Annotated in this window: 22 protein-coding genes; 6 read left to right on the forward strand and 16 right to left on the reverse strand. The window is 48.6% G+C overall.

Features of this window, described 5'->3' with window-relative positions:
* Positions 1 to 26 precede the first annotated feature (26 nt).
* Together HYN51_RS09845 and HYN51_RS09850 are read right to left on the reverse strand one after the other, a co-directional pair.
* Positions 27 to 416: a DUF6911 family protein gene (locus tag HYN51_RS09845; protein ID WP_108899873.1), complete on the reverse strand. Its 390-nt coding sequence runs from the start codon at positions 414 to 416 to the stop codon at positions 27 to 29.
* 19 nt (positions 417 to 435) lie between these two features.
* On the reverse strand, positions 436 to 1170 hold the full coding sequence (locus HYN51_RS09850; protein WP_230514076.1) for a cytidine deaminase-like fold-containing protein: 735 nt from the start codon (positions 1168 to 1170) through the stop codon (positions 436 to 438).
* Here HYN51_RS09850 and HYN51_RS09855 point away from each other — a divergent pair.
* Positions 1083 to 1271: a SymE family type I addiction module toxin gene (locus HYN51_RS09855; protein WP_108899875.1), complete on the forward strand. Its 189-nt coding sequence runs from the start codon at positions 1083 to 1085 to the stop codon at positions 1269 to 1271. The genes HYN51_RS09850 and HYN51_RS09855 overlap by 88 nt on opposite strands.
* A gap of 319 nt (positions 1272 to 1590) precedes the next feature.
* Here the strand turns inward: HYN51_RS09855 and HYN51_RS09865 are convergent, their stop codons facing one another.
* The 9 genes from HYN51_RS09865 to HYN51_RS09900 form a co-directional block, all read right to left on the reverse strand.
* The gene (locus HYN51_RS09865) at positions 1591 to 5898 is read right to left on the reverse strand and encodes a hemagglutinin repeat-containing protein (protein ID WP_108899877.1); all 4308 of its coding nucleotides are present in this window, start codon (positions 5896 to 5898) and stop codon (positions 1591 to 1593) included.
* A 170-nt stretch (positions 5899 to 6068) separates the two neighbouring features.
* Positions 6069 to 6539: a hypothetical protein gene (locus HYN51_RS09870; protein WP_108899878.1), complete on the reverse strand. Its 471-nt coding sequence runs from the start codon at positions 6537 to 6539 to the stop codon at positions 6069 to 6071.
* 10 nt (positions 6540 to 6549) lie between these two features.
* Positions 6550 to 8481, reverse strand: coding sequence for a VENN motif pre-toxin domain-containing protein (locus HYN51_RS09875; RefSeq protein WP_108899879.1), 1932 nt, complete (start codon positions 8479 to 8481; stop codon positions 6550 to 6552).
* On the reverse strand, positions 8405 to 8629 hold the full coding sequence (locus HYN51_RS16470) for a hypothetical protein (protein ID WP_192878393.1): 225 nt from the start codon (positions 8627 to 8629) through the stop codon (positions 8405 to 8407). The genes HYN51_RS09875 and HYN51_RS16470 overlap by 77 nt, the downstream gene beginning before the upstream one ends.
* Positions 8630 to 8973: 344 nt before the next feature.
* On the reverse strand, positions 8974 to 9576 hold the full coding sequence (locus HYN51_RS09880) for a hypothetical protein (RefSeq protein ID WP_108899880.1): 603 nt from the start codon (positions 9574 to 9576) through the stop codon (positions 8974 to 8976).
* Positions 9573 to 14339: a hemagglutinin repeat-containing protein gene (locus HYN51_RS09885; RefSeq protein WP_157953021.1), complete on the reverse strand. Its 4767-nt coding sequence runs from the start codon at positions 14337 to 14339 to the stop codon at positions 9573 to 9575. The genes HYN51_RS09880 and HYN51_RS09885 overlap by 4 nt, the downstream gene beginning before the upstream one ends.
* A gap of 296 nt (positions 14340 to 14635) precedes the next feature.
* Complete coding sequence (gene cdiI / locus HYN51_RS09890) at positions 14636 to 14983, reverse strand: ribonuclease toxin immunity protein CdiI (RefSeq protein WP_157953022.1); 348 nt, start codon at positions 14981 to 14983, stop codon at positions 14636 to 14638.
* Positions 14980 to 15513, reverse strand: a complete 534-nt coding sequence (locus tag HYN51_RS09895; protein ID WP_108899882.1) for a CdiA family toxin C-terminal domain-containing protein — start codon at positions 15511 to 15513, stop codon at positions 14980 to 14982. The genes cdiI and HYN51_RS09895 overlap by 4 nt, the downstream gene beginning before the upstream one ends.
* 410 nt (positions 15514 to 15923) lie before the next feature.
* The gene (locus HYN51_RS09900) at positions 15924 to 16265 is read right to left on the reverse strand and encodes a VENN motif pre-toxin domain-containing protein (protein WP_108899883.1); all 342 of its coding nucleotides are present in this window, start codon (positions 16263 to 16265) and stop codon (positions 15924 to 15926) included.
* 44 nt (positions 16266 to 16309) lie between these two features.
* Between HYN51_RS09900 and HYN51_RS09905 the strand changes: the two genes are divergently transcribed.
* Entirely contained in the window at positions 16310 to 16465 is a 156-nt protein-coding gene (locus HYN51_RS09905; protein WP_108899884.1) for a SymE family type I addiction module toxin, read from the forward strand.
* Between the two features lie 82 nt (positions 16466 to 16547).
* Here HYN51_RS09905 and HYN51_RS09910 read toward each other — a convergent pair whose 3' ends face one another.
* Together HYN51_RS09910 and HYN51_RS16625 are read right to left on the reverse strand one after the other, a co-directional pair.
* On the reverse strand, positions 16548 to 17105 hold the full coding sequence (locus tag HYN51_RS09910; RefSeq protein ID WP_157953023.1) for an immunity 42 family protein: 558 nt from the start codon (positions 17103 to 17105) through the stop codon (positions 16548 to 16550).
* Between the two features lie 2 nt (positions 17106 to 17107).
* Complete coding sequence (locus HYN51_RS16625; RefSeq protein WP_230513964.1) at positions 17108 to 17965, reverse strand: DUF6862 domain-containing protein; 858 nt, start codon at positions 17963 to 17965, stop codon at positions 17108 to 17110.
* A 476-nt stretch (positions 17966 to 18441) separates the two neighbouring features.
* Between HYN51_RS16625 and HYN51_RS16355 the strand changes: the two genes are divergently transcribed.
* Entirely contained in the window at positions 18442 to 18591 is a 150-nt protein-coding gene (locus HYN51_RS16355) for a hypothetical protein (RefSeq protein ID WP_157953024.1), read from the forward strand.
* A 263-nt stretch (positions 18592 to 18854) separates the two neighbouring features.
* Here the strand turns inward: HYN51_RS16355 and xerC are convergent, their stop codons facing one another.
* On the reverse strand, positions 18855 to 19943 hold the full coding sequence (gene xerC, locus HYN51_RS09920) for a site-specific tyrosine recombinase XerC (protein ID WP_108899886.1): 1089 nt from the start codon (positions 19941 to 19943) through the stop codon (positions 18855 to 18857).
* Positions 19936 to 23193, reverse strand: a complete 3258-nt coding sequence (locus HYN51_RS09925) for a CHC2 zinc finger domain-containing protein (protein ID WP_108899887.1) — start codon at positions 23191 to 23193, stop codon at positions 19936 to 19938. Before HYN51_RS09925 ends, xerC begins: the two co-directional genes overlap by 8 nt.
* 113 nt (positions 23194 to 23306) lie before the next feature.
* Here HYN51_RS09925 and HYN51_RS09930 point away from each other — a divergent pair, with 113 nt between their 5' ends.
* From HYN51_RS09930 to HYN51_RS09940, 3 genes are all read left to right on the forward strand, one after another.
* Complete coding sequence (locus tag HYN51_RS09930; protein ID WP_108899888.1) at positions 23307 to 23696, forward strand: helix-turn-helix domain-containing protein; 390 nt, start codon at positions 23307 to 23309, stop codon at positions 23694 to 23696.
* A 74-nt stretch (positions 23697 to 23770) separates the two neighbouring features.
* The gene (locus HYN51_RS09935) at positions 23771 to 24067 is read left to right on the forward strand and encodes a SymE family type I addiction module toxin (RefSeq protein WP_108899889.1); all 297 of its coding nucleotides are present in this window, start codon (positions 23771 to 23773) and stop codon (positions 24065 to 24067) included.
* A complete protein-coding gene (locus tag HYN51_RS09940; RefSeq protein WP_108899890.1) occupies positions 24064 to 24426 on the forward strand; it encodes a hypothetical protein in 363 nt (120 codons plus the stop codon). Before HYN51_RS09935 ends, HYN51_RS09940 begins: the two co-directional genes overlap by 4 nt.
* 908 nt (positions 24427 to 25334) lie before the next feature.
* On the opposite strand, the gene HYN51_RS09945 is transcribed toward HYN51_RS09940, so the two are convergent.
* Positions 25335 to 25586, reverse strand: a complete 252-nt coding sequence (locus tag HYN51_RS09945) for a MafI family immunity protein (protein ID WP_108899891.1) — start codon at positions 25584 to 25586, stop codon at positions 25335 to 25337.
* Positions 25587 to 25600: the final 14 nt, after the last annotated feature.

Consider the following 25600-nt stretch of genomic DNA (forward strand, 5'->3'; position numbering starts at 1 on the left):
AGTTCGTAAAGATAGGGCTGATAAAATCAGTTCAGATATTTTTTTGATACATTACCAGTTTCGAAAAACTCTTTGAAAACAGCAACAACAAAATCAAAATCTTTTGTAAGCTGTTTATCAGGCCAATAATCTCCATTTACAAGTATTTTATTGTTACCGCCTTTCGGCTCAGAAAATGATCTTACATCTCCACCTAATTCGTTATATTCTAACAGGGTTATTAAATAATACTCACCTTCACCCTCAACACTTAAACGTTCAGGCCCTATATCTTGAGTATTAATAATTCTTAGATGCGTACTACCTGATTGCCCTCTTAATAAATTCAAATACTCTTTCACCATTACCCAAGTAGGTTGAATAATCTCATGATATTTATTATTCAAATGAATAGAGAGTTCATATTCAATTATCATTCCGAAGGTCCTCTATTCTCTATTTTTTCATACCTTGCTGCCAATACAAGGTATGACCAGTTGATTTCTCGTAAATAGTTAATGAGTTTAGACCAGCCTTCTCTGCCATAGAGCGAATATCAGTCATACAGAAGTTACACACGGGTTTTCCTGAAACAACTAACTCCATATTACGGCCTTGCGTCATTCCTTGCTCATAAGCTTGTTGAATCGAACCAACCTCAGCGTGAGCTGTAGCCATATCACCATTAGGGTAGTTTTTATCTGGACGTTTATCTATTTTAGCCTGAATAATATTGTTAATTAATGTCGGCCTACTTTGGTCACCTAAATAGAAATCCGGACGATTTCCCTGATTCGTATCAGTAAACACTTTACCCGTTACTGGATCTGTTAGTTCTGCAGTAACTTTAGGAATCGAAGAATGTGCTTTTGGATCTAATGATTGACTACTCTCCTGCCACGATATTGCTTTCCCCGGCGAAGCTATAGCTCCATCAATTCTCGAAATAGCACTATTCCCTGCCATACCACCAGCAAACATCGCAGTTCCTAACCCAATATCCCAAGCCCCTGCACCATAATGACCATCAGAGAGTTCCCCAACACCATACCCCACCTGATAAGCTCCGCCAGCTTTCAGTGCATAACGTGCTATAGCTCCCGATGTCCCCGGTGCTCCCGGTAATCCTAAAAATACGTCATTACACCGTGGGATATGTCCCCAATGGCGGTAAAACTCAACCCTGCCCACAACTTAAAATCAGCGGTAAATGGCTGGAAGAACTAGGATTTACCACCGGGCAGCCGGTGACTGTAACCACTGAGCGGGGACGGATGGTGATTGATTTCTGACGGGTAGAATAAAGCTCCGGCTAGTATTAGTCGGAGCTTTATCAGAATTCAGATAGCTATTCACCATCTTTACTTTTTGTTTGCTTTTTTCGAGACTCTCGTAAGTCAATGATATTAAAAATAAATGAACCAATAGCAATCAATATACCCGCTATACTGCTCATTTCTAGAGTTTTAATAATACTCTCTAGTGAAATGTTTAATGAACCAGTATAAATGAGTCCAACACAACCCCTGAGTATTAGCCCGAATAGAAAAAATGCTCCTGTCATATATAGAAATATAAATATAAATATATAGGGGGTCATTTTTTTTATCATTATTCCTTCCTCTCACCACTATTATTAGGACTATTCATAGTTTTTTTTGTCGCATCATTTACAATTTCATATGAAAATGAGCTACCAATATCAGTCACTATTCCTGATAACGATCCTATATATGGTTTTGCTAGAGCAGGCACATATTTCCCAAAAGCCCCACCGGCTAATGAACCAGCAATAGCCCCAGACTGAGCGGACAGATCTGGTCCATCAGTCATAAACGCCCCACCCATATTAATTACCATATTTTGAATAATACCTCTCCCCGGCGCCATAAAACCGGTACCCGTAGCGACAACTGTGCTGTAATAGTCCATGTGATCACTAGGTTCCATCGTTGTGTACTGGTATATTGCGTTACCTCCCCCACTAATTAGTGCACCTACAGTTGCTCTGCCTAATGTTGCCGCTGGCCCAATGTAAATGGCTCCTCCAATCAGCAGCCCATCTGTATAACCTTCAACAATGGCTTTGGTAATATTTGCCCCTTCAGGTAAATCGCCTTTAGCTATCTTGTCCATCCCGGCTTGGATTTGTTCAGGTGATAAGTTATTGTCCACTCCGTACTGATTCCACGATGTGACCGCCTGACCATATTCAGCCATACCTGCTGGTAATGATAATTCATTATTCACCGCAGAATTATACGCCGCACTAGCCGCCGTTCCCGCATCCGCTGTATTATCAGCCACTAAACCAGCCGCCACGCCGGTGGCGATTGAGGTCATATTGGCAATAAATTGACGCTGGGCTTCGGTCAGTTTTTCCGGATCGGTTTTGTAATATTCTTCCGCTATCGTCTTCGCTATCAGCTCTCCGCTGGCAGCTCCTAACGCACCCGCCATACCGCTATTGCCCGAACCTTCCGCAACCGCCAGACCGACGATGGCATGACCGATAACTTTGGCAAACAGATTAGCGTTATCCGGATGCTCTTTATCCACCGGGAAATTCGTATCCGCCAGTTTCTTCACGCCCTGAGCCAGTAACGGGGCCGAAGCCGCCGCGGCGGCGTTCCCCGCACTACCACCGCCCATCGCCACCGTCAGTGCCGCACCGGCCGCCTGTATCGCTCGACCAACATCACTGCCCGTACCGTAGGTTTTCATCTGTCTTTCATAAGCAGCCTGGTACACCACATCGTAGGTAGCTTTATTCAACTGCTCCTGCGTTGGGTTTTCGATATCCTGCTTCGCTAAATTCTCTCTGGCCTGTGACTGAATAGCGGGGTCTTTCGATGCCGCCTCCATGCTGGCCTTCGCCTCATCCTGCGCCGCCTTCACCCCAATATTGGTCGCAATAGTCGTCACCTGCGACACTATCTGCCCCGCCAGACCTATCGCTTCCAGATTACGCATCTGCTCATCGGCATCAAAAATCTTATCCAGCGGATTGGCTGCGTTAGCCGTGTCATTGCTGAGCTTCGCAATATCCTGCTGCTGATTGTTTTGGTCGCGAATAGTGATATTGCCATCCGCTATCGCCGCATGGGTCGTGCTACTGGCGCTGTCACCATAGGCCACCACGATAGGCGTACCCGGTACGCCCGGGAACCCAAACGGTGCGCCACCGCCCGAGCCGATACTCATCGACACATGGCTGACGTCATAATCTGCCTTGTTCTTGATATCGCTCCAACCCAACGTGCCGGTGTCCAGACTGTTCAGTTCTGGCGTCGCTTCCGACGCAATCACCGCCCCGTCTAACTGGGTGTGCTTACCGACGGTAATGTCATAGCCGCCCTTGCCGGCGTAAATCCCGCTCTGTTCAGTCACGCTGGCCCACGTGCTGTCCATCTTGTCCATCGTGAAGCCCAGACTGCCGTCGAAACCGGTGCCGTAGCTGCCGGCAATATTCAGTGAGTATTGCTCGTAGCTGTAGTCATCGGTGTCCTGCAATGAACGCACCGTCAAGTCACGACCCACGTCCATCGTGACGGAATCCCCTTTCGCCAGTGCACCAATCAGATTGGTATCCCGACCGCTGATGATGGTCAGGTTATTACCGGCCTCAAGCTGACTCTCCGTCCAGTACAGGCCGTCTGCATGCATATTCCCCTGGGAAAAGTTCGCATCCGCAAAGAAGCGCAGGCCGTTTTTACCCCCGCCAATACCAAAACTGACCCCGGCGTTACCGCCGTAGCTCTTGTTCTCACTGTCGGTTTTCTGGGTGTTCGCCGCCGCCAGCAGGTTAACGTCCCGGTTGGCGTCAAGCAGCATATTATTCCCCGCATTGATGGCGGAGCCTTTAAGGGTGATATCGCCATCCACCCCTTTCTCACCGTTACCGGTGGCGGTAATCGACAGATTATTCCCCGCCGCAATGGTCGAACCCTGCGCCGCCCGTATCTTGGTGTCGGTGGTGGATTCAGTACGCTGAGCACCGCCCGAAATACTGATACCCACAAACCCTTCGCTGTCTTTAGGCAAGTCCATCATGCCGGCCTGTACGGCCTGCGCCGCCGACAGCGCCGCTTTGATTTCCTGTAGCGCCTTGATTTTGCTGTCGTGAGTTTCCTGCGCCTGTTTCGCTTCGGTCACCGCCGCATTCAGTGCACCACCCACCGCACCAGACAGCGCAACGGTCACGCCCGACTGGGTACGTTCGTACTTGTCCTGAATGTGGGTCTGGTTTTCCACTGACTCAACGGTGACGTTTTTACCCATCAGGCTGATGTCTTGCTGGGCGACAACGTCTGAGCCTTTGACCGCGAGATGATTGCCCGCGCTTAAGGTAACGTTGCCTTCGGTACTGCCGACTATACTGCCAAGATTGCCAATACCGTGCGTTGTATTGGTGGATTTTTCATCTATTTTACCAACGGTAAAGCCAATACCCCCGGTGCCCATCAGGCCCGATTTGGTGGTGCGGGACAGATGCATCTCATCCCGTTTTTCCGCGGCGGTATCGATAGTCAGGTCATTTCCGGCACTGAGCGAAACATCATGAATTCCAGTAACCTGACTTCCGTGAACCAACAGGTCGTTTCCGGCCTTCATCACCACCGAGTCACCGCTAAAGTTGCTGCTGACCCCCGAAACAGCATGCAGCTCATCATGGCTTTCTGACGTAAGTTTTTTGCCAAAACTTCCCCGGCTACTGTACTTTGAATGTTCGCTCAGGTCTTCCGTTGACTCACCGCTGGTAATCGACAGATTATTTCCAGCAATGACCCCGAGTTGACCACCGGCCTCCACCTGCGCGGCTCGGGCATTGATGTCATTTTTCGCTGACAGGGTGATATCGCCGCTGCCGGTCATTTGACTGCCCACCTCTGACGAAGTCGATTCCCGACGGTAGTTGTTTTTGTCTTTATAAAACTCCGTCTGTTTCGCTACTGTCACCGTATTCAGATTCAGGTCGTGACCCGCCGCAATGCTCGTATCACTGTTCTGACCCGCGTTGCTCAGCAGCGCCGCCGTCAGATTAATATCGTGACCCGCCGAAAGCTGTAATGTGCCGTTGTCGTTATTAACCGCAAGGGCTGCCACCTGATTGATAGCCGTATGGGAAGAGCCATTGCGACCCGCCTTTTCTCCCTGCGTGGTGGTGGTGATGAGGTTAATATCATGCCCGGCCTGAAGCCTCAGGCTGTCAAAGCCCTGCATCAACCCACCGATATTATTAATATCGTTATTCGCCAGCAACATCACATTATTGCCGCTGATGCTACCGCCCATATTTTGAATATTCTGCGCCAGCACATTCAGCTTATCCCCCGCCAGAATGCGCCCCTGATTGACCAAATCACCGGTCAGTTGCAGATTGACTTGTTTACCGGCCAAAAGCGCACCGTTACTGTCAATATCCTGCGGCCTAATCATGGCATACACCTGCGGCACCAGAACCGTTTGGATACTGCCATCCGGTAAGGTCACGTCACGGCTGACCAGCCAGACGATGTCTGAAGTCAGGTTAGCCATCTGCTCTGGCGTCAGCGCGATACCTAATGACAGAGGATACTTCTGAGCAAACTCCACGCCGCTGTTCATCAGCGCCATATATTGCTCTTCGTCATTGGCGTAGCCGTTTAAAAAACGCTGTCCGGTTAGGTTAATTATCTGGTCGCTAATCAGCCGCTGCTCATAGTAACCATCCCCCAGACGTTTATGCATATTGTTCGGGTCAGCCTGTAAACGGCTGGTCATATAGTCCGAACCCAGCCAGCGCTTAAGTTGGGTATATTGAGGGTCGGTTTCGATTAAATAGCGACTACCTACCGCCGGATTGATTTTATACAGACTGGCATTGGGTAATATCAGATTCAGGCTCGGTGGACGGGTCACCACGCTGACGTCCTTCATACCGTTCTCACCCGGCAGTTGAATGTTTACCCGTTCAGTACTGTAACTGAACGTCAAAGAGCGGGTATCGGGGGAACGCTTTTATCGGGTGGGATTTTCTATATTTAGCTTGGGGAATTTTATATATATTCCCGGTCAGTTTGTGAACTGACCGGGATTGCAGACATTAGCTAAACCGTAATTTCGTAGAGTGTATCGGTTGGCCCTTGATGCTCCTCAAAATCAGAATAAATAACATCATACAAATCAGATAGTTTTATCTTCTTTATTGTCTCAATCTGGTTGCAATCAGTCAGCGCTACAACCATCTTCTTTGCGTTCGTTATTTTAATCATATCCACGAATGTATCTAGAAGTATAGTGAGTCTATCTTTTCCTCCAAACGGGAAACCAGTATTCGATGAAATTGGATCATATTCATAATAATCAATTAAATATGTAGCATTAGGGTATCCTGGTCGATCCCCAATTGAAAACATAAATGCATCATCTACAGGTAACATATCTAAAGGAAAATTATACAATTCATCTTTACGAATCTTATAGATTCCGATCTCTCTCTGAGAGATATAATGTTCCAATATATCTTTAACCTCTCTGGTAAGAGCCGGGGTAATATAACCACTAACATCATTCGACATAATTATATCTCTAGTTTTCAGGTATCCACGGACCTACAGCCTTACCATTACTATCTATTAAGCGATACTGTCTGGTATCAACAAAACCTCGTTCGCTGTAAGTTATAGTATGTTCATGAGGAGGAACGCTCCCATCAGTATTATAGCCTAACTGACCATGTGTTTTCTGTTGTCCATAATCCTCTCTAGAAAAAGTTCTTCCCTTATCATCATAATACGTAATACTTTTTGTCCCATCAGCTCGTGACACTTCATATACTGAATTTGGTATATAATTTTGAGGGGCTTTCCGTGAAGGCACAATAGTATGTTCGGTCGGAGTCAGACTCTGAATATATTGTTCTTTGCTAGTATAACTCCCCCAACTTTCCGTCGGACCAGCAAGTTTCTCTCCTGCTGTGCTGTCAGCTGTCTTTGATCCTGTCGATGTATTTTTACCATAAGGCAATGAATTACCATCATACTTACCACCGGGATACTCAACATCAACAATTTTCCCGTTTGATTTCGGACTAAACGCGCCCTCACCTGAAGACCAGTTATAAGAAGTTTTTGACGCACTTTTTGCTGCATTAGCCTGTGATACTGCCCCTTCTGCCGCCAGATACGAATGTGCGGCTTGTAGGTTATCTTTCAGCGCCAAAGACGCAACAAGAATATCCATACCTTGCTTGGTATCGGCATAACCCCGTGCTGTCTCGTAATCTACGCCCGTTACCGCCATAAAGTAACGAGCCAGACCATCGGTAACTTGCTCTTTATGCTCGGCATCTACCGTCGTGCTATTTAACAGGCTAACAATTTGACCATAAGCGTCAGCATACTGTTTTTTGGCCTGAGAGTTATACGAACCCGTTTCATAGCTATCCCTCGCTGCTGCCGCATCCTGTCTGGCACTAGCACAACCTGCACTTCCCGCCTGACCATTACCACAGGCATCTATTACGGCCTGATCGCTGGAAATATCTTTCTCCATCAACTGGTCGTAATCCTGACGTGCTTTTTCACGCACTAAAGGATCCGGGTCGTTAAGTTTCTGCTTCGCTAAATCAAGCTCAGTCTTTTCCGACTGGCTAAGGTAGTTGTTAGTAGCAGAATTATACGCCGCACTAGCCGCCATCCCCGCATCTGCCGTATTATCCGCCACTAAACCAGCCGCCACGCCGGTGGCGATTGAGGTCATATTGGCAATAAATTGACGCTGGGCTTCTGTCAGTTTTTCCGGATCGGTTTTGTAATATTCTTCCGCTATCGTCTTCGCTATCAGCTCTCCGCTGGCGGCTCCTAACGCACCCGCCATACCGCTATTGCCCGAACCTTCCGCAACCGCCAGACCGACGATGGCATGACCGATAACTTTGGCAAACAGATTAGCGTTATCCGGATGTTCTTTATCCACTGGGAAATTGTCATCCGCCAACCGTTTCACGCCCTGAGCTAAGAGCGGCGCAGAAGCCGCAGCCACCGCATTCCCTGCACTACCACCGCCCATCGCTACCGTCAGTGCCGCACCGGCTGCCTGTATCGCTCGGCCAACATTGCTGCCGGTACCGTAAGTCTTCATTTGCTCTTCATAGGCCGCCTGGTACACCACATCGTAGGTAGCTTTATTCAACTGCTCCTGCGTTGGGTTTTCGATATCCTGCTTCGCTAAATTCTCTCTGGCCTGTGCCTGAATAGCGGGGTCTTTCGATGCCGCCTCCATGCTGGCCTTCGCCTCATCCTGCGCCGCCTTCACCCCAATATTGGTCGCAATGGTCGTCACCTGCGAAACAATCTGTCCCGCCAGACCAATCGCTTCCAGATTACGCATCTGCTCATCGGCATCAAAAATCTTATCCAGCGGATTGGCTGCGTTAGCCGTGTCATTGCTGAGCTTCGCAATATCTTGCTGTTGATTGTTTTGGTCGCGAATAGTGATACTGCCATCCGCTATCGCCATAGGCCACCACGATAGGCATACCCGGTACCCCTGGGAACCCAAACGGTGCGCCACCGCCCGAGCCGATACTCATCGACACATGGCTGACATCATAATCTGCCTTAATTGTCCCAAAAAGCGACAACATAGCGACTCTATATAGAGTCATTCACATCTAACCTACTGATTATAAATACAAGACTCTAAACCAACTCCCAAACAACTCTAAACCGACTCGGTGACGACTCTGTTTTGACTCTGATTTCATCTTTATTTTTATTTGAAAACTTTCTTTGCAAACTAACTCACTGAAATAGAATGACAATCAGGCAAAATGCAATTTTGCGTGGGGTGTGGTAACTGAACGTCAAAGAGCGGGTATAGGAGTAACGCTTTTATCGGGTGGGATTTTTTGTTTTTAGCTTGAAAATTTTTTGACACACACCAAGTTTTGCAGCTTATCCCCAAGATTGAATATTCAATCTTGGGGATAACTCACTGAGCAAAAGACTATTATGAATACATTCTTGGGAAATATTCATTAATACGATCATTATCCAGTAAACGATCTACCGTGAAGTCTATTGTATCTGACACAACTATCCCTTGCCTTAGGGGTTCAGGAAAATCTTCAATAGAGGCATAAATAGTTGGCAGTAAATATCTAAAATAATCACCCATTTTAGTTTCACCATCATAGCCAACGGGATAATCTTGCCCTGGATTACTTCCCTCAATTGCTTGATAAATATAAAATCCTTTATTAACAGATAAATTTGTATCGCTATAATTTGTTGATTCAATTAAATCATCATTAATATATTTCTCTACCTCAATCCTTGAAGAAGTATGACGATATACATAAGCAGAATACATATCCAAAAGTGCCTCCCCCTCTTTATTTGGAGGATATACAGTATAATATTGCGATTCTTCCCACATATATTCATTGATAGCAGTGAGCATCTCATCTACTGAGTCTATTGATAACAATATCTGAGGTAAATCCCCAAAACTATTGTTAATCATAACAGCAATTTTTCCATACTTATCCATTGCAAACCAAGTAAATACCGCCCCAAAACTAGGTTTCCAATTCTTATTTAATAGACTCATTTTTTATTTCCATTAGGCCACGTAGCCGCACAATTCTCACATGTATCAACAATAGCTTTAGCGGGAACCTCTTTTTTACCATAAGCATCTCTAGGCCTTACAGCTCGAGTAAATTTAATACTTGCTGGATCTGCCCCCTGCCGAATCAATTGATCCGCTGCTGATACTTCTGCACAGGCGCCCACAGTATTCTTACAAAAACTTGTAAACTCACCAATCTTAGCACCTAGTTGTGACTCTATATATGTAACAGTTTTTGAATCTAATAATTCAGCTGTAATATTATTGTTACTAAAACCTATCGCTGTTTTACCTGTAGCTGAGTCATATGCGCCTATCATTGTTGATGTATTTGTTGCTTGAGTCCTAGAACGGAATTTATTGATTTCATCTAATAAATCTTTCTGAGCTTGTATCGATAATGGACTTGTATCCGCTTTACTATTAGGAAACAAACTACTCTCCTGCCACGATACTGCTTTCCCCGGCGAAGCTATAGCTCTATCAGTTCTCGAAATGACACTATTCCCTGCCACTCCACCAAAAATCGCTGCAGTTCCTAACCCAACATTCCATGCCCCTTCGCCATAGTTCCCGTCAGAAAGCTGCCCTAAACCATAACCTGCCTGATAAGCACCACCCGCTGCCAATGCAGAGCGAGCTACAATCCCCGGCGCGCCAGGTAACGCCATTAACGCATCAGTGCCCATTATCGCTTGACTGGTGTGTACACTAGCCGTTTTAAGATAGCTCAATGCTTCATTATAGGCACTGATATCTCCCGTTGACGCAACAAACGCTTTACCTGCAAGCACTCCCTGAATAGCCTCATTCGCTTTCTGTGGCGTAAATCCATACATAACCTGAAGTTCATAACCATATTGGTCAAGTAAACCAGCCAGCTCTTGTTTCTGGCTTTCTGTCATTGGTTGGCCTGATTGATACAGTTCCAGTAAAACATTACTAGCACGGTCTTCATTCGTCAGCTTCACAATATTCAGTGATGCTTCCACCAAATTTTTACCCGCCTTCTGGTCTTCTATTGATTTAATCAGCGTTTCAGCTTTTTCCGGACTCAGAAAATTATTCACCGCCGCGTTATACCCTGCATTAGCAGAAGTGGCAGCCGATTCAGTACTATCTCCGACCACACCACCAATCGCGCCCGATGCTATCATCGACAACGCAGCAACCGCCTGACGCTGCTCTTCTGTTAGTTCTTCCGGCTTTCTACCTTCGTACAGATATTGCGTAATGGTCTGTGCAATGATTTCACCGCTGGCGGCACCAATAGCTCCGGAAGCCGCGCTATTACCACTCCCCTGAGCCACTGCGGCACCGATAATCGCATGTGCAATTGCGTTAATGGCCTTGTCCTTCATTTCAGGCCCTTCGGTCAGCACTTTCACGCCCTGAGCCAGATAAGGTGCTGAAGCCGCCGCAGCCGCATTCCCAACACTACCACCGCCCATCGCTACCGTCAGCGCTGCGCCAGCCGCCTGAATTGCCCGTTGCACATCGCTACCCGTGCCGTACTCCTTCATCTGCTTTTCATTGGCAATCTTAAACTCAGCCTGATACACCACATCGTAGGTGGCTTTATTGAGCTCTTCCTGCGTCGGATTGTCGTTACCCGCTTTAGACAAATCGGCTCTCGCCTGTGCAATGATGGCCGGGTCATTCGCCGCTGAGTCTTTCTGAGCATCCGCCTTAGCATGTGCCTCATCCTGCGCCGCCTTCACCCCAATATTGGTCGCAATGGTTGTCACCTGCGACACTATCTGCCCCGCCAGACCTATCGCTTCCAGATTACGCATCTGCTCATCGGCATCAAAAATCTTATCCAGCGGATTGGCTGCGTTAGCCGTGTCATTGCTGAGCTTCGCAATATCTTGCTGCTGATTGCTCTGGTCACGAATGGTCAACGTGCCGTCCGCTATCGCCGCATGGGTCGTGCTACTGGCGCTGTCACCATAGGCCACCACGATAGGCGTACCCGGTACGCCCGGGAACCCAAACGGTGCGCCACCGCCCGAGCCGATACTCATCGACACATGGCTGACGTCATAATCTGCCTTGTTCTTGATATCGCTCCAGCCCAACGTGCCGGTGTCCAGATTGTTTTTGTCAGCTGTCGCTTCCGAGGCAATCACCGCCCCGTCTAACTGGGTGTGCTTACCGACGGTAATGTCATAGCCGCCCTTGCCGGCGTAAATCCCGCTCTGTTCATTGACGCTGGCCCACGTGCTGTCCATCTTGTCCATCGTGAAGCCCAGACTGCCGTCGAAACCGGTGCCGTAGCTGCCGGCAATATTCAGTGAGTATTGCTCGTAGCTGTAGTCATCGGTGTCCTGCAATGAACGCACCGTCAGGTCACGACCCACGTCCATTGTGACGGAATCCCCTTTCGCCAGTGCACCAATCAGATTGGTATCCCGACCGCTGATGATGGTCAGGTTATTACCGGCCTCAAGCTGACTCTCCGTCCAGTACAGGCCGTCTGCATGCATATTCCCCTGGGAAAAGTTGGCATCCGCAAAGAAGCGCAGGCCGTTTTTACCCCCGCCAATACCAAAACTGACCCCGGCGTTACCGCCGTAGCTCTTGTTCTCACTGTCGGTTTTCTGGGTGTTCGCCGCCGCCAGCAGGTTAACGTCCCGGTTGGCGTCAAGCAGCATATTATTCCCCGCATTGATGGCGGAGCCTTTAAGGGTGATATCGCCATCCACCCCTTTCTCACCGTTACCGGTGGCGGTAATCGACAGATTATTCCCCGCCGCAATGGTTGAACCCTGCGCCGCCCGTATATTGGTGTCAGTGGTGGATTCAGTACGTTGAGCACCGCCCGAAATACTGATACCCACAAACCCTTCGCTGTCTTTGGGCAAGTCCATCATCCCGGCCTGTACGGCCTGCGCCGCCGACAGCGCCGCTTTGATTTCCTGTAGCGCCTTGATTTTGCTGTCGTGAGTTTCCTGCGCCTGTTTCGCTTCGGTCACCGCCGCATTCAGTGCACCACCCACCGCACCAGACAGCGCAACGGTCACGCCCGACTGGGTACGTTCGTACTTGTCCTGAATGTGGGTCTGGTTTTCCACTGACTCAACGGTGACGTTTTTACCCGTCAGGCTGATGTCTTGCTGGGCGACAACGTCTGAGCCTTTGATCGCGAGATGATTGCCCGCGCTTAAGGTGACGTTGCCTTCGGTACTGCCGACAATACTGCCAAGATTGCCAATACCGTGCGTCGTGTTGGTGAATTTTTCATCTATTTTACCAACGGTAAAGCCAATACCCCCAGTGCCCATCAGGCCCGATTTGGTGGTGCGGGACAGATGCATCTCATCCCGTTTTTCCGCGGCGGTATCGATAGTCAGGTCATTTCCGGCACTGAGCGAAACATCATGAATTCCAGTAACCTGACTTCCGTGAACCAACAGGTCGTTTCCGGCCTTCATCACCACCGAGTCACCGCTAAAGTTGCTGCTGACCCCCGAAACAGCATGCAGCTCATCATGGCTTTCTGACGTAAGTTTTTTGCCAAAACTTCCCCGGCTACTGTACTTTGAATGTTCGCTCAGGTCTTCCGTTGACTCACCGGTAGTCATCGACAGATTATTTCCCGCAATGACCCCGAGTTGACCACCGGCCTCCACCTGCGCTGCTCGGGCATTGATGTCATTTTTCGCTGACAGGGTGATATCGCCGCTGCCGGTCATTTGACTGCCCACCTCTGACGAAGTCGATTCCCGACGGTAGTTGTTTTTGTCTTTATAAAACTCCGCCTGTTTCGCTACTGTCACCGTATTCAGATTCAGGTCGTGACCCGCCGCAATGCTCGTATCACTGTTCTGACCCGCGTTGCTCAGCAGCGCCGCCGTCAGATTAATATCGTGACCCGCCGAAAGCTGTAATGTGCCGTTGTCGTGATTAACCGCAAGGGCTGCCACCTGATTGATAGCCGTATGGGAAGAGCCATTGCGACCCGCCTTTTCTCCCTGCGTGGTGGTGGTGATGAGATTAATATCATGCCCGGCCTGAAGCCTCAGGCTGTCAAAGCCCTGCATCAACCCGCCGATATTATTAATATCGTTATTCGCCAGCAACATCACATTATTGCCGCTGATGCTACCGCCCATATTTTGAATATTCTGCGCCAGCACATTCAGCTTATCCCCCGCCAGAATGCGCCCCTGATTGACCAAATCACCGGTCAGTTGCAAATTGACCTGCTTACCGGCCAAAAGCGCACCGCTGCCGTCAATATCCTGCGGCCTAATCATGGCATACACCTGCGGCACCAGAACCGTTTGGATACTGCCATCCGGTAAGGTCACGTCACGGCTGACCAGCCAGACGATGTCTGAAGTCAGGTTAGCCATCTGCTCTGGCGTCAGCGCAATACCTAATGACAGAGGATACTTCTGAGCAAACTCCACGCCGCTGTTCATCAGCGCCATATATTGCTCTTCGTCATTGGCGTAGCCGTTTAAAAAGCGCTGTCCGGTTAGGTTAATTATCTGGTCGCTAATCAGTCGCTGCTCATAGTAACCATCCCCCAGACGTTTGTGCATATTGTTCGGGTCAGCCTGTAAGCGGCTGGTCATATAGTCCGAACCCAGCCAGCGCTTAAGTTGGGTATATTGAGGGTCGGTTTCGATTAAATAGCGACTACCTACCGCCGGATTGATTTTATACAGACTGGCATTGGGTAATATCAGATTCAGGCTCGGTGGGCGGGTCACCACGCTGACGTCCTTCATACCGTTCTCACCCGGCAGTTGAATGTTTACCCGTTCAATACTGTAACTGAACGTCAAAGAGCGGGTATCGGGGTAACGCTTTTATCGGGTGGGATTTTCTATATTTAGCTTGGGGAATTTTATATAGATGGGTGTGAAATAGATAAATAAGCAATCGTCCGGATTTGTTAGGGTTTACCCCCGAGCAGGCGGTGACCGTGACCACTGAGCGGGGGCGGATGGTGATTGAGGCGGATATTACTAGCAGACGGTTAAAACAAAGCTCCCGACCAAAATATATAGTCGGGAGCTTTTTATTACGGCATTTTAGCCAGTAGAGTATTAACTTTTTCGATATCTTCAGGATGTAGCTGGAGATATTTTTCGCAAGCCACTCTGACATAACCGAAACCAACTGACTCTGAAACAATAATTTCACCTTCCCATACGCCAAACATTATTCCTTCAAAATGACACTCAGGATCGGGATCGTCCCAATCAGGAAAATTACAACACGTTTCATCAATTACAAAACCAACCCTATTGATAATATGTTGAATCCCCCATATAAACCGGCCATAAAGATTTATTGAATTAAAACAATCTTTAACAACCCAATGAGGGTCATTATCATAATCTATATGTGTAAAAAGATACTCATTCATTTGGTTACCACCGGAAAAAAGTTCATTACTGTTCCTGTGTTAGGATCGATATATACCCTAAAATCGATTCCTCCTGCACTTGAAGTATATTCCCTAGCTCCCGAAGCCATTGCCGATTTATACCCTTTAGCGGCCGCCTGCTGGCCTAAATCAAGTATTTTCTGATCTGAAAATACTTTTGGATCATATATAGTTTTCGTGAGTGGCTTTTCTTTATAACCAACTATATTGCCAGCTCTATCATAAGCTGGAATCTGATAACTAACTTCAGTGACACCTTTAATACCCGTTGGAGTTTCACTCAATATCTTCACCCCATTTTGCTTCACAGATATATAAAATGCCTCTGAATTATGCCCGCCTGTAATACCTTTTTGTTGGGTATACTTTTCAACAGCACTTAAATGCGCAGGCTGTTCGATTTTAAAACTTATACCATCGGGATAAGTGATCGTAGTTACCCCTGTGGTAGCATCTTTCCCAGCCTTCCACGTACCCACACCACCAACGATGTTCGTCGCCGCATCCATTGCCCACAACAACCGCTCGCCATCCGTAGGCACCTTACCATCAATCGGGTTTGCACCACCCGCAGCAAAATAACTCTGGCAAGCCGCCGTTGCTAATCCCGGCAGTCCACACCCTGCATTAAAATAAGCTGCACTCAGCTCCTTAATAAATGCTTCTGCATCTCCATTCTGATGTTTAGCCGCAATGGCCTGAACCTCATTAGCCTCAGCTAAAATCCATTCTTTGCCATTGCTGGTTGATTGCTCGGTAACAACACAAAACCCATTACTGGAGCCTACACAGCTAACAACATCGCCCGGTTTGTGGTCAATTTTCTCCGTGCCAGCAAGTTGAAAATCAGGGCCAAATTCATTCTCTTCAACTTTATCAATGCTGCTGCCTTTCTCTTTCAGCTTATCAATATCTTGCTTCAGCTCCTGACAGGCACCACTTCCAGCATTGCCCCCCTGACAGGTGAGGCATATTCCTTCTCTTTACGATCAAGAACCTGTTTTTCACCTGTCGTCAGGTGGTTATTGACCGCCGCGTTATACCCTGCATTAGCAGAAGTGGCAGCCGATTCAGTACTATCTCCGACCACACCACCAATCGCGCCCGATGCTATCATCGACAACGCAGCAACCGCCTGACGCTGCTCTTCTGTTAGTTCTTCCGGCTTTTTACCTTCGTACAGATATTGCGTAATGGTCTGTGCAATGATTTCACCGCTGGCAGTACCAATGGCCTCGGAAGCAGCACTGTTGTAAGTCAAAACAGGCCGTTAAAGCAAAAGAACCACAGCCCCGTCATTACACCGTGGGATATGCCCCCAACGGCGGTAAAACCCAGCCCAGCCCGCAGATTAAAATCAGCGGTAAATGGCTGGAAGCGTTGGGATTCACCTCCGGGCAGCCAGTCACTGTGACCACCGAACGGGGACGGATGGTGATTGAGGCGGATATTACTCTCTGACGGTTAAAGCAAATCTCTTGATAATTTATAAACTGCATCCTTATACATTAGATATTCGATCTAGGATGCAGTTTATTTATGGTCATAGTTTATTTATCAAAGTAAATTGCATCTTAATTTCATTAACTATTTTATGTACTTCCTCTTTTTGCAAAATTACTTCTGCAACATCTAAATGCTCACAGTTTATCCATTTATAACCATCAATATCATTACCTGATAAATAACTTGTTTTAGCTCCCAAGATTCTTATTTCATCGCCGGAGCTAACAGCGAATACATAACAAGCGTTATCTTCTAAGTTATATGTAGAAGCTTGATAGCTATAATTTGTTTCAAAATCATCGGGTACATCCACATTTGGATCCAACAGTGTGGGTAACATAGCTCTTAGCATTGTCGAAAATGCTTCTATTTTATCCAGACTAAATAAAATGCTATCTTCCAGTGGAGAAAGTAAGGCGTTATCTTCTGAGAGACAACTCACATCACCACTCAAAGTAGCTACTCCAGCAGAATCAGGGAATAACTTTCCATCAATAATAAAATGAAATAATCCGTTTTTATAGTTATCCTCTAGACTCCAAGGAGGTACTAATTCCATCAATATTGCGAAATTATTTGGATCACCAAAAACCATAATCACCATCCCTTTTTAGGTAAATTTAATTGTTTCTTAACATCAGCTGGAATCATATTTTTATCTAGTTGAACTGACTTATCTCCGGTACTACCAGACCAATGCCAAGTCCCATCATTCGTATTCGTAAACTGATGAACATTTCCTTCAGCATCTTTTGCATATCTCTTTTTCCCACTTACAACAGACGCCCCAAATAGTTCTATAGAATCCTTAGGTTCAGTACCAGCTCTATAGCTATAACCTTGTTGTCCTGGTGTATGCTTGGGATTTGATTTATAACTCAAGCCATTTGAAGCAGTCGTTGGTATTGGAGTTGGTAGCGCACTCCCCTTCCCAGAACCACCTTTAGCCTTACTTCCAATAATCCCCACGGCCCCCATCGCCATGCTTGACATCGTATTGTTCACTTCTTGGTCTGACATGCCATCCATATCAAAACCAAGTGACTTAAAGACGGCTCTATTACGATCTGCGGCTGCTTTTACCAGTTCTGGATTATTCAGATTACGGTCAGCATCAACCGCATTCGATTTATCTTGCGCAGACAGCACCGCTATACAGTTAGCCGGTGCCGCTTTACACACTTCTCCCACGCCGTACTGCCCAAAATCCATCCCTAACTTCGCCAGATCGGACTGAGTATACAGATACATGTCCCCGTCTCTGGCCTTCGCTAAATGACTCTGGCAAGAGGCTGAAGCGGGGTTAGCACTACAAGCCGCTTCTAATTCAGCACTTTGCTGTTTATCGATCTTTTGGTATTTATCCTGAACCTGCTGAACACAGCCTTCTGTCTTGCAGCTTTGGATTTCACGGGTCATGTCATCCATCTGCTTATCGCTCAGATAGTTATTCACCGAAACAACTCATCCCGACATGAACTTACTCTTCGAACACCACTTTTCCCTGTTTAGTCAGCTAGTTACAACCACTTTTTGCCAGTGCATTTTGATACCCGAACACTCAAGCCCAGACGCGCTTTTTTGGCCCGATAAGGCACCACCCCGGAACTGTTAAAGAGCAACCAACGCCACATCATAACAGCGGCGTTAGCCGCTGCCATTACCGGTTTTGACCTTTTTTGCTGAACCTCCCCCGTAACCTGCCAGACCAGAACCGGTGACGGTTTCGCAGCTTGCTGCGGGACTGGCGCCGGTTGACCGGGGCGCGGGGTGGTAGACCCCGCTTATAAAGCTTTAACAGGGAGGCCCCCGTGGGGGCCGGATGGGGCGAAGGCTGGTTAAACAGGGAACGAGCAACGCAGTGCGAGCCTGTTTAACCAGACGTAGCTGGGTGGGCCGGGGGTAATAAGCTGCGGAGGCCAACGGCCGACATGCCTTTAGCGTTGTTGAACTTGGCCCTTGGAGCCAACAGGACGTTGGCGACTGCGGTGGTGGGCGTGGGTGATGCAGCCAACAGCGGCGGGAACCGGCGCGCCACTCAGCACCACGATGCCAATGAGCGGCGGCAAGCCGCACTGTGAAGCCCTGTAAGACGCGAAGCGCCCTGAGCTGAACGGCGCTGACATAATGTGTGTTAACCGTACCAGACCGTTATGGGCTGGTACGGTTAATGCCACATTATGTTGAGTGGGGGATGGCCGGGAACAGGTGTTGCAGAGTAGAACTTGGCCAAGTCCCGGACAGCCACCACGTACCGCCGCTGACACTGATGGTAGGGGGCAGTCCGTGCACAAGGATGTGCGCGGTCTGCCAACTCGGACTCAGCAGGCTCACAGAGAGCCAGCTAACTTTGCTCTTTTTGACTCTCCGGCAACGCCGGTGTATCACTGATATTTGGCACTACCCGCAGGTTGCCTTTCCTTACGTCTCCACACTCTGCCGGGTGCGTAGAGGTATGCACCGACTGAAGCGCCTTGATCGATACCTGAGTATAGATCTGCGTGCTGCTCACATCCGCATGACCTAACATCGCCTGTATCCAGCGCAGATCGGCACCGTTCTCCAGCATCTGGGTTGCCATCGCATGACGGAACAGGTGACAGCTTCCCCACTGGCTTATTTCCGCCGCCCGGATATAGTGACCGATGGCGTTGGTGATTCCATTAACCCCCAGTCCCGCCATACCATCCGCCGCCACGAACAGCTCGTTAACTTCCGGGTTGATAACCAGCTCCGAGCGGACCTTATATTTGTACTGTTCCACCCACTTTAACGCACGTTCGCCTATCGGGATGATACGGTCCTTTTTCCCTTTGCCCTGCCGGACTATCAAGGTGCGTCTGTCGGCATTCACGCTGTACATATCCAGCATCGCCACTTCCCCACGCCGGATCCCCGTAGACCACAGTACTTCCATCAGCGCACGATCCCGCAGGCCTAACGGTGTACTGACATCAGCCTGCGCCAGCACCCGCTCTATCTCTTCCACACTCATGATGTGGCGCGGCAGGTGTTTTTCTGCCCGTGGTAACTCAAGGTCTGCTGCCGGGTTAGCCAGTATCAGATTGCCTCTCGCCATCCAACTGAACCAGCCCTTCAGCGGATCTAACGCAGTACGCTGCGTCCGGCTGCTCAGCGGTTCTCCGTTGGCCTTACGATACTGATACAGATGGCGTTGATAGCGCTCAAGCACCGGCCGGGTAATATCACCGGCATAGTGCAGGCCGTGTTCATTCGCCCACAGGATGAAGTGATACAGATGGTGGGTTTGCACCTTCAGCGTGGTTTCTGACCAGTTGCGTTCTCTGCGCCAGATAATGAACTTCAGCAGCAGCGTGTACAGGCTTTTCGGGTGATCGATTGGGCCAACCGGTGTTCGGTACACCTGATCCACCGTCAGCAGGCTATCAACACGGGTGCGGCGCTTAACCATGTGTCACCTCCCGATCGTTCACCACAGCGGAAGAAGCACTTTTCTTTTTCTTTCTTATTACTGTGTTTTGCTCAGACCCGACCACTTTAGCCTCAACCCCTTGCGCCATCTGGCCCGATGCCCCTTTATCACCCTCCGACTGACCGCCGACCACACCCCGACCTTGAACCGACTGAGCCTCATCACTAACCGACCGGTCAGACTCAGACCCCGACCGGCTCTTCCTGCCCGTCACCTTTTGATTGATAGCTGGCTCTACTGACTGAGACATTCCTTTTTTCTCCTTTATTATTCTTTTTTTGCCAGACCCGACCGCTTTGCCCTTTAGGCCTTGCGCTGCCTGACCTGAAGCCCCTTTTTCACTCTCCGACTGACCACCGACCACATGCCGACCGGAGGCCGACTGAGTTCCACCAACATTCGACCGGTCAGGCTCACACCCCGACCGGTTATCATTCCCCGTATCCAGCAACCCACACAGATGGGTGCCGTTGTTATCTTCCCCATCCCATAACAGTGTGTATTCATAGGTCAGTCCGCGCCGGTACAGCAGCAGATATTCCATTTCCAGCAGCCGGGCCAGATGTATCTTGAGTTGCGTATCGCCCCAGCCTAACGCGGCCCGTACATCACGGCGGCTGAAGCGAACCTCTTCGGCCTTCAGCGCCTGATGTACTGCCGTTTCTCCTACCCAGCCCTTTAACAGCACCAGTAACCGGCGGGTTTGCGGCGGCATTTCGTCCAGCGTTCGCCCCAGCACTTCATGGGCCAGCTTATTAGCCAGTTCGATATCGCTTTTTTCCACCTCGATGTAGTCCAGCCACTGACCACGATGCTCCACCCGCTTAACTTTCCGCTGGTACTGATGCAGCAACGCGATGCTTTGTATCAGTGTCAGATACTTCATATGGTCTCTGCGGGTGCGGGTTTTGTCTGACAGGAAGGTCAGTTGATGGGCGAACGGATTGACCACCTTCAGCGGTCGTAGTAGCCGTTGGGCGTTTTGATGCAGTTTAGTCAGCCAGCCTTTTTCACTTTCAGCCAGCAGCCCTTCAAGGGTTTGGTTATGACGCTGAAGCGCGTGGATAGCCTGAGTTTGTTCCCGGCTCTCGTTCACCGTCAGCACAAGACAGCGGTTTAACAGTTCTTCGTCCACGTCGATGGCCGTGGTGGTAAGCATTAGCATGACCGGCCCCTGCACCTTGTACTCCCGCGTCACCAGTTCGCCGCTTTGCTCATTCTTGCCAGTTGAGGCTATCTTCAGCTCACCGTCTGACTGTAGCAGCTTCAGCGCATAAGCAGCCTGCCGAACACCCTCTTCCTCCGCTATCGCCAGTATCTTGTGCTGAAGGCTGGTTTCACCCAGATAGTAAAGGCTCTGACCGGTCATGGCCGAGTACTGGATACGCTCTTCTTCCGGCATCAGGCCGAGAACCGCATCCATCAGACTACTTTTACCGGCTGCCGAACTGCTTTGTATCAGTACGGCCAATGGCTTATCTAACTTGCGTGAAGTCGCCGCCAGATAACCGGTCAGCAGATTGCTGCTCTCTCCCACCACACCGCACGAAGCCAGGTCATTCACCACCCGCTCAGCCAGGTCAGGGGATTTCAGCAGTTCAAGCGCCGCCGCTTCATCCTCTGCCGACATGGTTATCGCAACCACCTCACGCGCCTGCTGTGCCTCCCGCTGTTCGTCCTGCTTTTGTTCCAGCATCAACAACACCCGGCCACATTCGCGTTTGATAACCGAAGGTTCGCATTCCAGCTCTTCCGCTGCCGTATTGATATACCCCTGCCGGTGGCGTGAGCTGTACATATCCAGAGTATCAACGTGGAACACGCCACTGGTTTCGTCACGCACCTGTATGCTGACCTTCATCACTTCCGCAACGGTATTTTTCTGCCAGCCCCGCACCCGCCACACGCGAGGGCCACAGCGTAGCAACAACTCACCTGTTGCCGTTTGTTCGCAGGGTATAATTTCCTCAACGGACTGAGTAGCCGGTGAGGCCGGGGCGGCTAAAGAAGAAGGTTTTTCTTCCTGTCGTTCATCATTATTCGGCGTGGTTTGTAACACCGCCATCGGCCCGGTACTGTGCCCCATCCATGCAGCCTGTTGCAGCACCAGACCCAGAGCCTTTTCAGGCGCACCGCTTTTAACCGCGAACTCGTTGGCATCCATCCCCAGCGAGAACCGTACCCGCCACGCCTCTATTCCCACTTCCAGCAGTTCAGCCGCCACCGATTCAGCCCCTTTATCTCCGGCCTCATCACGGTCGTAGGCAATGAACACTCGCTTCACCCCGTGATGCTGCAACGCCACCAGATGGTCAGCCGTAAAGCCGTTACAGCCATAGGCCGCAATGACATTTCTGAAGCCGGCACACCAGAACGTCATGGCATCGATAAGTGCTTCACACAGGATAATGTCAGTGCTGGCCTGCATCGCCGCTTCATTCCACACTCCGGCCAGCGGAGAAGATAAGTAAAGGTGCCTTGGATTGCCTTTGGTTTCTTTATAGTCAGCCTGTGTTTTACGACCGTAGAGCTGTAACACCCGCCCACGGTGCGCCACGTTGGCCGACTCAGACCAGCCCACCACCGGTATCACCACCGCAGCCTTGAAGTGGTCATGGCGCGTAAGCTGACGCAGAACGCCGAGTTCAACCAGACGGTCACGCTGAGCTTTTCCTTTATGGCTTAACCGGGAGGGTAATACCTCTGTCACACCCTGCAACCCGGCATAGCCTAAGCGGAAGTGGCTTATCAGTTCAGGATGATTGAGGCCACGACGGATTAACCATTCCTGTGCCTCCGGCGATTCCAGTAATTTTTGGTGATAGAAGTCGACTACCTGATTCAGCAGCGCCTGCCCGTCATCATTCAGGTCGATAAGTTTTGTCCGGGACACGGTGCTAGCCTCTTGTTCTGATAGTACTGGCTGGCTAAGCAGCCCGGCCGATTTTCCCAGCTCTCGCAGCCGCACCAGACCATTCAGGAAGGTCAGGTGTTCGGTTTTCATTAGCCAGTCCAGCGCCGAACCCGACGCCCCACAGCCGAAGCAGTGAAACAGGTTTTTGGACGGGGTAACCACTAACGAAGGGGTTTTCTCCTGATGGAACGGACACAGGCAGGTGTAGCTATCCTGACCGCGCTTTTTGAACTTATGCCCCTGTGACTCGGCCACTGATAGCAGGCTTAATGACTGTTTCAGTTCATTGATTTCGTGTTCGGGGATGCGGGGCATAACTCAACTCCTGTAAAAACCTGTCAATAGGGTTTTGATAAAAATAACTCTGTTGCAGAGTACTCTATTATAGGGTATTGTCAACTGAGTTATTTAAAACAGGGGGTATCATCATGGCAACGTCAACAACCAGAATTTTACAAGCCATGAATACAAAAGATGAGCAGTTCTTTAAAGCTCTTGGCTCACGAATAGCCCAAGCCCGTAAAGAAAAGCAGTTAACACAAACACAATTAGCTGAAAAACTGGGTATTGCACAGCAGACAATGGCGCATTACGAAGGGGCAAAACTGAAAGTTTCAGTCTCACTGCTGCCTTTGTTGGCAGAGATACTCAATCTGTCCATTGATGAATTATTGGGGCTACCCAGTACACACCAGACAGCTAAAAGAGGGCCAGCTTCACGGCTGGAACAACAGATAGATGTTATTGCCCAATTACCCAGAGCAAAACAAAAATTGGTGTCAGAGATTTTAGATAACGTAATTGGCAAAACAGAGTAGTTAACAGTCGCGGAGCTGAAGTGCTTGCAACATTCCAGCCCCGCTAACCACAGCAACTAAACGAGGTAGTTATCATGGCTAAACGCAATCATAAAGCAATACACCGGATTTCCCAAGCTGAACGCTATATCCGGGTCAATCGCAACGGGGTTTCACTACAGGGCCGCTGGCTGGCTGAGGCGGGGTTTACTCACGGTATGCCGCTAAAAGTACGGGTGATGCCCGACTGTATTGTGCTCACCGTTCAGAACACCCGTGAACTGTGGAGTTGTCTGGAGGGCTTAAGCATTCAGCCGTTTGATGCTAACGCCGCTCTCAACTGGCTGAACGGTTATCCCGGTGGATTGATGGTGACGGAGGTGGCGCAATGAAGATAGCTTTTTCCGCTGACCAAACCCTGCCTGAAGTGATTATTAGCGGCCCTGAAGCTTTGGCACAGCACGGTTTTACACCGGAGACACCGATTAAACTGCTGCTCAAACAGGGTGCGCTGTGGGTCATTCCCGTGGACGATGAAAGCTCTTGGTTAACGCTGTGCCACTGTTCTGATGCAGAATTGGGGCTGGACGTTATTCGGGACAACGGCGAACTCTATTTAGCCGGTGACTGGCTAACGGAGATTGGTATCACTCAGGCCAGTGATATTGATATGCTCTGTGATACGGGTGTGATTGTGCTGTTTAATCGACAGCGAATGAAGGAAAGCGTCACCGCTTATGACTGTCATTAACCGCTGACGATTAACCCTTAAATCCCGGTCAATTTAAACACTGGCCGGGATTTATTGTGTATATCAGAATGAATTATTGGTATCCTGATTGAAGCATTAGCCAACGCCTTTATTACTGAGAGATAGTATTTTTCATCCTATTAATATTGTTTCCCCTCAGCCCGTTCACTGATATTTTTCAATACAGCATCACAGATAATCACCGGTATTTTTTAGCATAAGTGCCGCTCAATAATCAGCCAAAAAACAAAGCCTATCGCCGGGTAAAACAACAAAATAATAGAGTCTTATTAGAGTTAATTGTGACAACATAGCCGACTCTATATAGAGTCATTCACATCTAACCTACTGATTATAAATACAAGACTCTAAACCTACTCCCAAGCAACTCTAAACCGACTCGGTGACGACTCTGTTTTGACTCTGATTTCATCTTTATTTTTATTTGAAAACTTTCTTTGCAAACTAACTCACTGAAATAGAATGACAATCAGGCAAAATGCAATTTTGCGTGGGGTGTGGTAACTGAACGTCAAAGAGCAGGTATAGAGGCAATACTTTTATCGGGTGGGGTTTTATTTTTAGATTTAGGGATTTTTATATTAATAGGCGCGAAACAGGTAAACAAAATATGCCACACGCAACCCAGCCCACAGCTTAAAATCAGCGGTAAATGGCTGGAAGCTTTGAGGGGTTACCACTGAACGGAGGAGGATGGTGATTGTGGCTGTAGTTAATGTCTGACGTTAAAACTAAATTCCCGGCCAGAGTTTAAAGTGACCGGGATTAAATAACAGGTACTTACACAAATTATTAAACTGACTCATATTTGATGGTTAATACAAAGCTCCCAAATTTAACTGGGAGCTTCTTAGTAATAAACTATGACTAATTTAGTTATATATATTTCATTTTTCGGGATTGATATACGTATACCTATCATCTATTTCTAAGCCAAGTTCATTTGCTATTTTAATTATCTGGCTATATTCATCTTTACTAATCACAACATCATAATCAGCAATATGGTCACATAACGTCTCAAATGCTAATACAACTTCTGAGAATTCGATATATTCAAGCGCAAAGTCAATAAGCGTAGGATCCAGTCGATTTTTTAATCCGTTACCTAATAAATTAATTTGCTTACTTATATCCATGATATTTTTTCTCT

Origin of the sequence: Limnobaculum parvum (assembly GCF_003096015.2) — a bacterium.
In the GTDB taxonomy this organism is placed as follows: Bacteria; Pseudomonadota; Gammaproteobacteria; order Enterobacterales; family Enterobacteriaceae; genus Limnobaculum; species Limnobaculum parvum.

Excerpts from the sequence above, each read along its gene's own strand:
- HYN51_RS09935 (WP_108899889.1), top strand. The coding sequence starts at position 23,771 with ATGGCTAAACGCAATCATAAAGCAATACACCGGATTTCCCAAGCTGAA.
- HYN51_RS09925 (WP_108899887.1), bottom strand. The coding sequence starts at position 23,193 with ATGCCCCGCATCCCCGAACACGAAATCAATGAACTGAAACAGTCATTA.
- HYN51_RS09880 (WP_108899880.1), bottom strand. The coding sequence starts at position 9,576 with ATGAGTCTATTAAATAAGAATTGGAAACCTAGTTTTGGGGCGGTATTT.
- HYN51_RS09855 (WP_108899875.1), top strand. The coding sequence starts at position 1,083 with ATGTCCCCGGTGCTCCCGGTAATCCTAAAAATACGTCATTACACCGTG.
- HYN51_RS09930 (WP_108899888.1), top strand. The coding sequence starts at position 23,307 with ATGGCAACGTCAACAACCAGAATTTTACAAGCCATGAATACAAAAGAT.
- HYN51_RS09885 (WP_157953021.1), bottom strand. The coding sequence starts at position 14,339 with ATGAAGGACGTCAGCGTGGTGACCCGCCCACCGAGCCTGAATCTGATA.
- HYN51_RS09845 (WP_108899873.1), bottom strand. The coding sequence starts at position 416 with ATGATAATTGAATATGAACTCTCTATTCATTTGAATAATAAATATCAT.
- HYN51_RS09875 (WP_108899879.1), bottom strand. The coding sequence starts at position 8,481 with ATGGCGATAGCGGATGGCAGTATCACTATTCGCGACCAAAACAATCAA.
- HYN51_RS09865 (WP_108899877.1), bottom strand. The coding sequence starts at position 5,898 with ATGAAGGACGTCAGCGTGGTGACCCGTCCACCGAGCCTGAATCTGATA.
- HYN51_RS16355 (WP_157953024.1), top strand. The coding sequence starts at position 18,442 with ATGCCTTTAGCGTTGTTGAACTTGGCCCTTGGAGCCAACAGGACGTTG.
- HYN51_RS09910 (WP_157953023.1), bottom strand. The coding sequence starts at position 17,105 with ATGGTTTTTGGTGATCCAAATAATTTCGCAATATTGATGGAATTAGTA.
- cdiI (WP_157953022.1), bottom strand. The coding sequence starts at position 14,983 with ATGAATGAGTATCTTTTTACACATATAGATTATGATAATGACCCTCAT.
- HYN51_RS09895 (WP_108899882.1), bottom strand. The coding sequence starts at position 15,513 with ATGGATGCGGCGACGAACATCGTTGGTGGTGTGGGTACGTGGAAGGCT.
- HYN51_RS16470 (WP_192878393.1), bottom strand. The coding sequence starts at position 8,629 with ATGACTCTATATAGAGTCGCTATGTTGTCGCTTTTTGGGACAATTAAG.
- HYN51_RS09870 (WP_108899878.1), bottom strand. The coding sequence starts at position 6,539 with ATGTCGAATGATGTTAGTGGTTATATTACCCCGGCTCTTACCAGAGAG.
- HYN51_RS09945 (WP_108899891.1), bottom strand. The coding sequence starts at position 25,586 with ATGGATATAAGTAAGCAAATTAATTTATTAGGTAACGGATTAAAAAAT.
- xerC (WP_108899886.1), bottom strand. The coding sequence starts at position 19,943 with ATGGTTAAGCGCCGCACCCGTGTTGATAGCCTGCTGACGGTGGATCAG.
- HYN51_RS09940 (WP_108899890.1), top strand. The coding sequence starts at position 24,064 with ATGAAGATAGCTTTTTCCGCTGACCAAACCCTGCCTGAAGTGATTATT.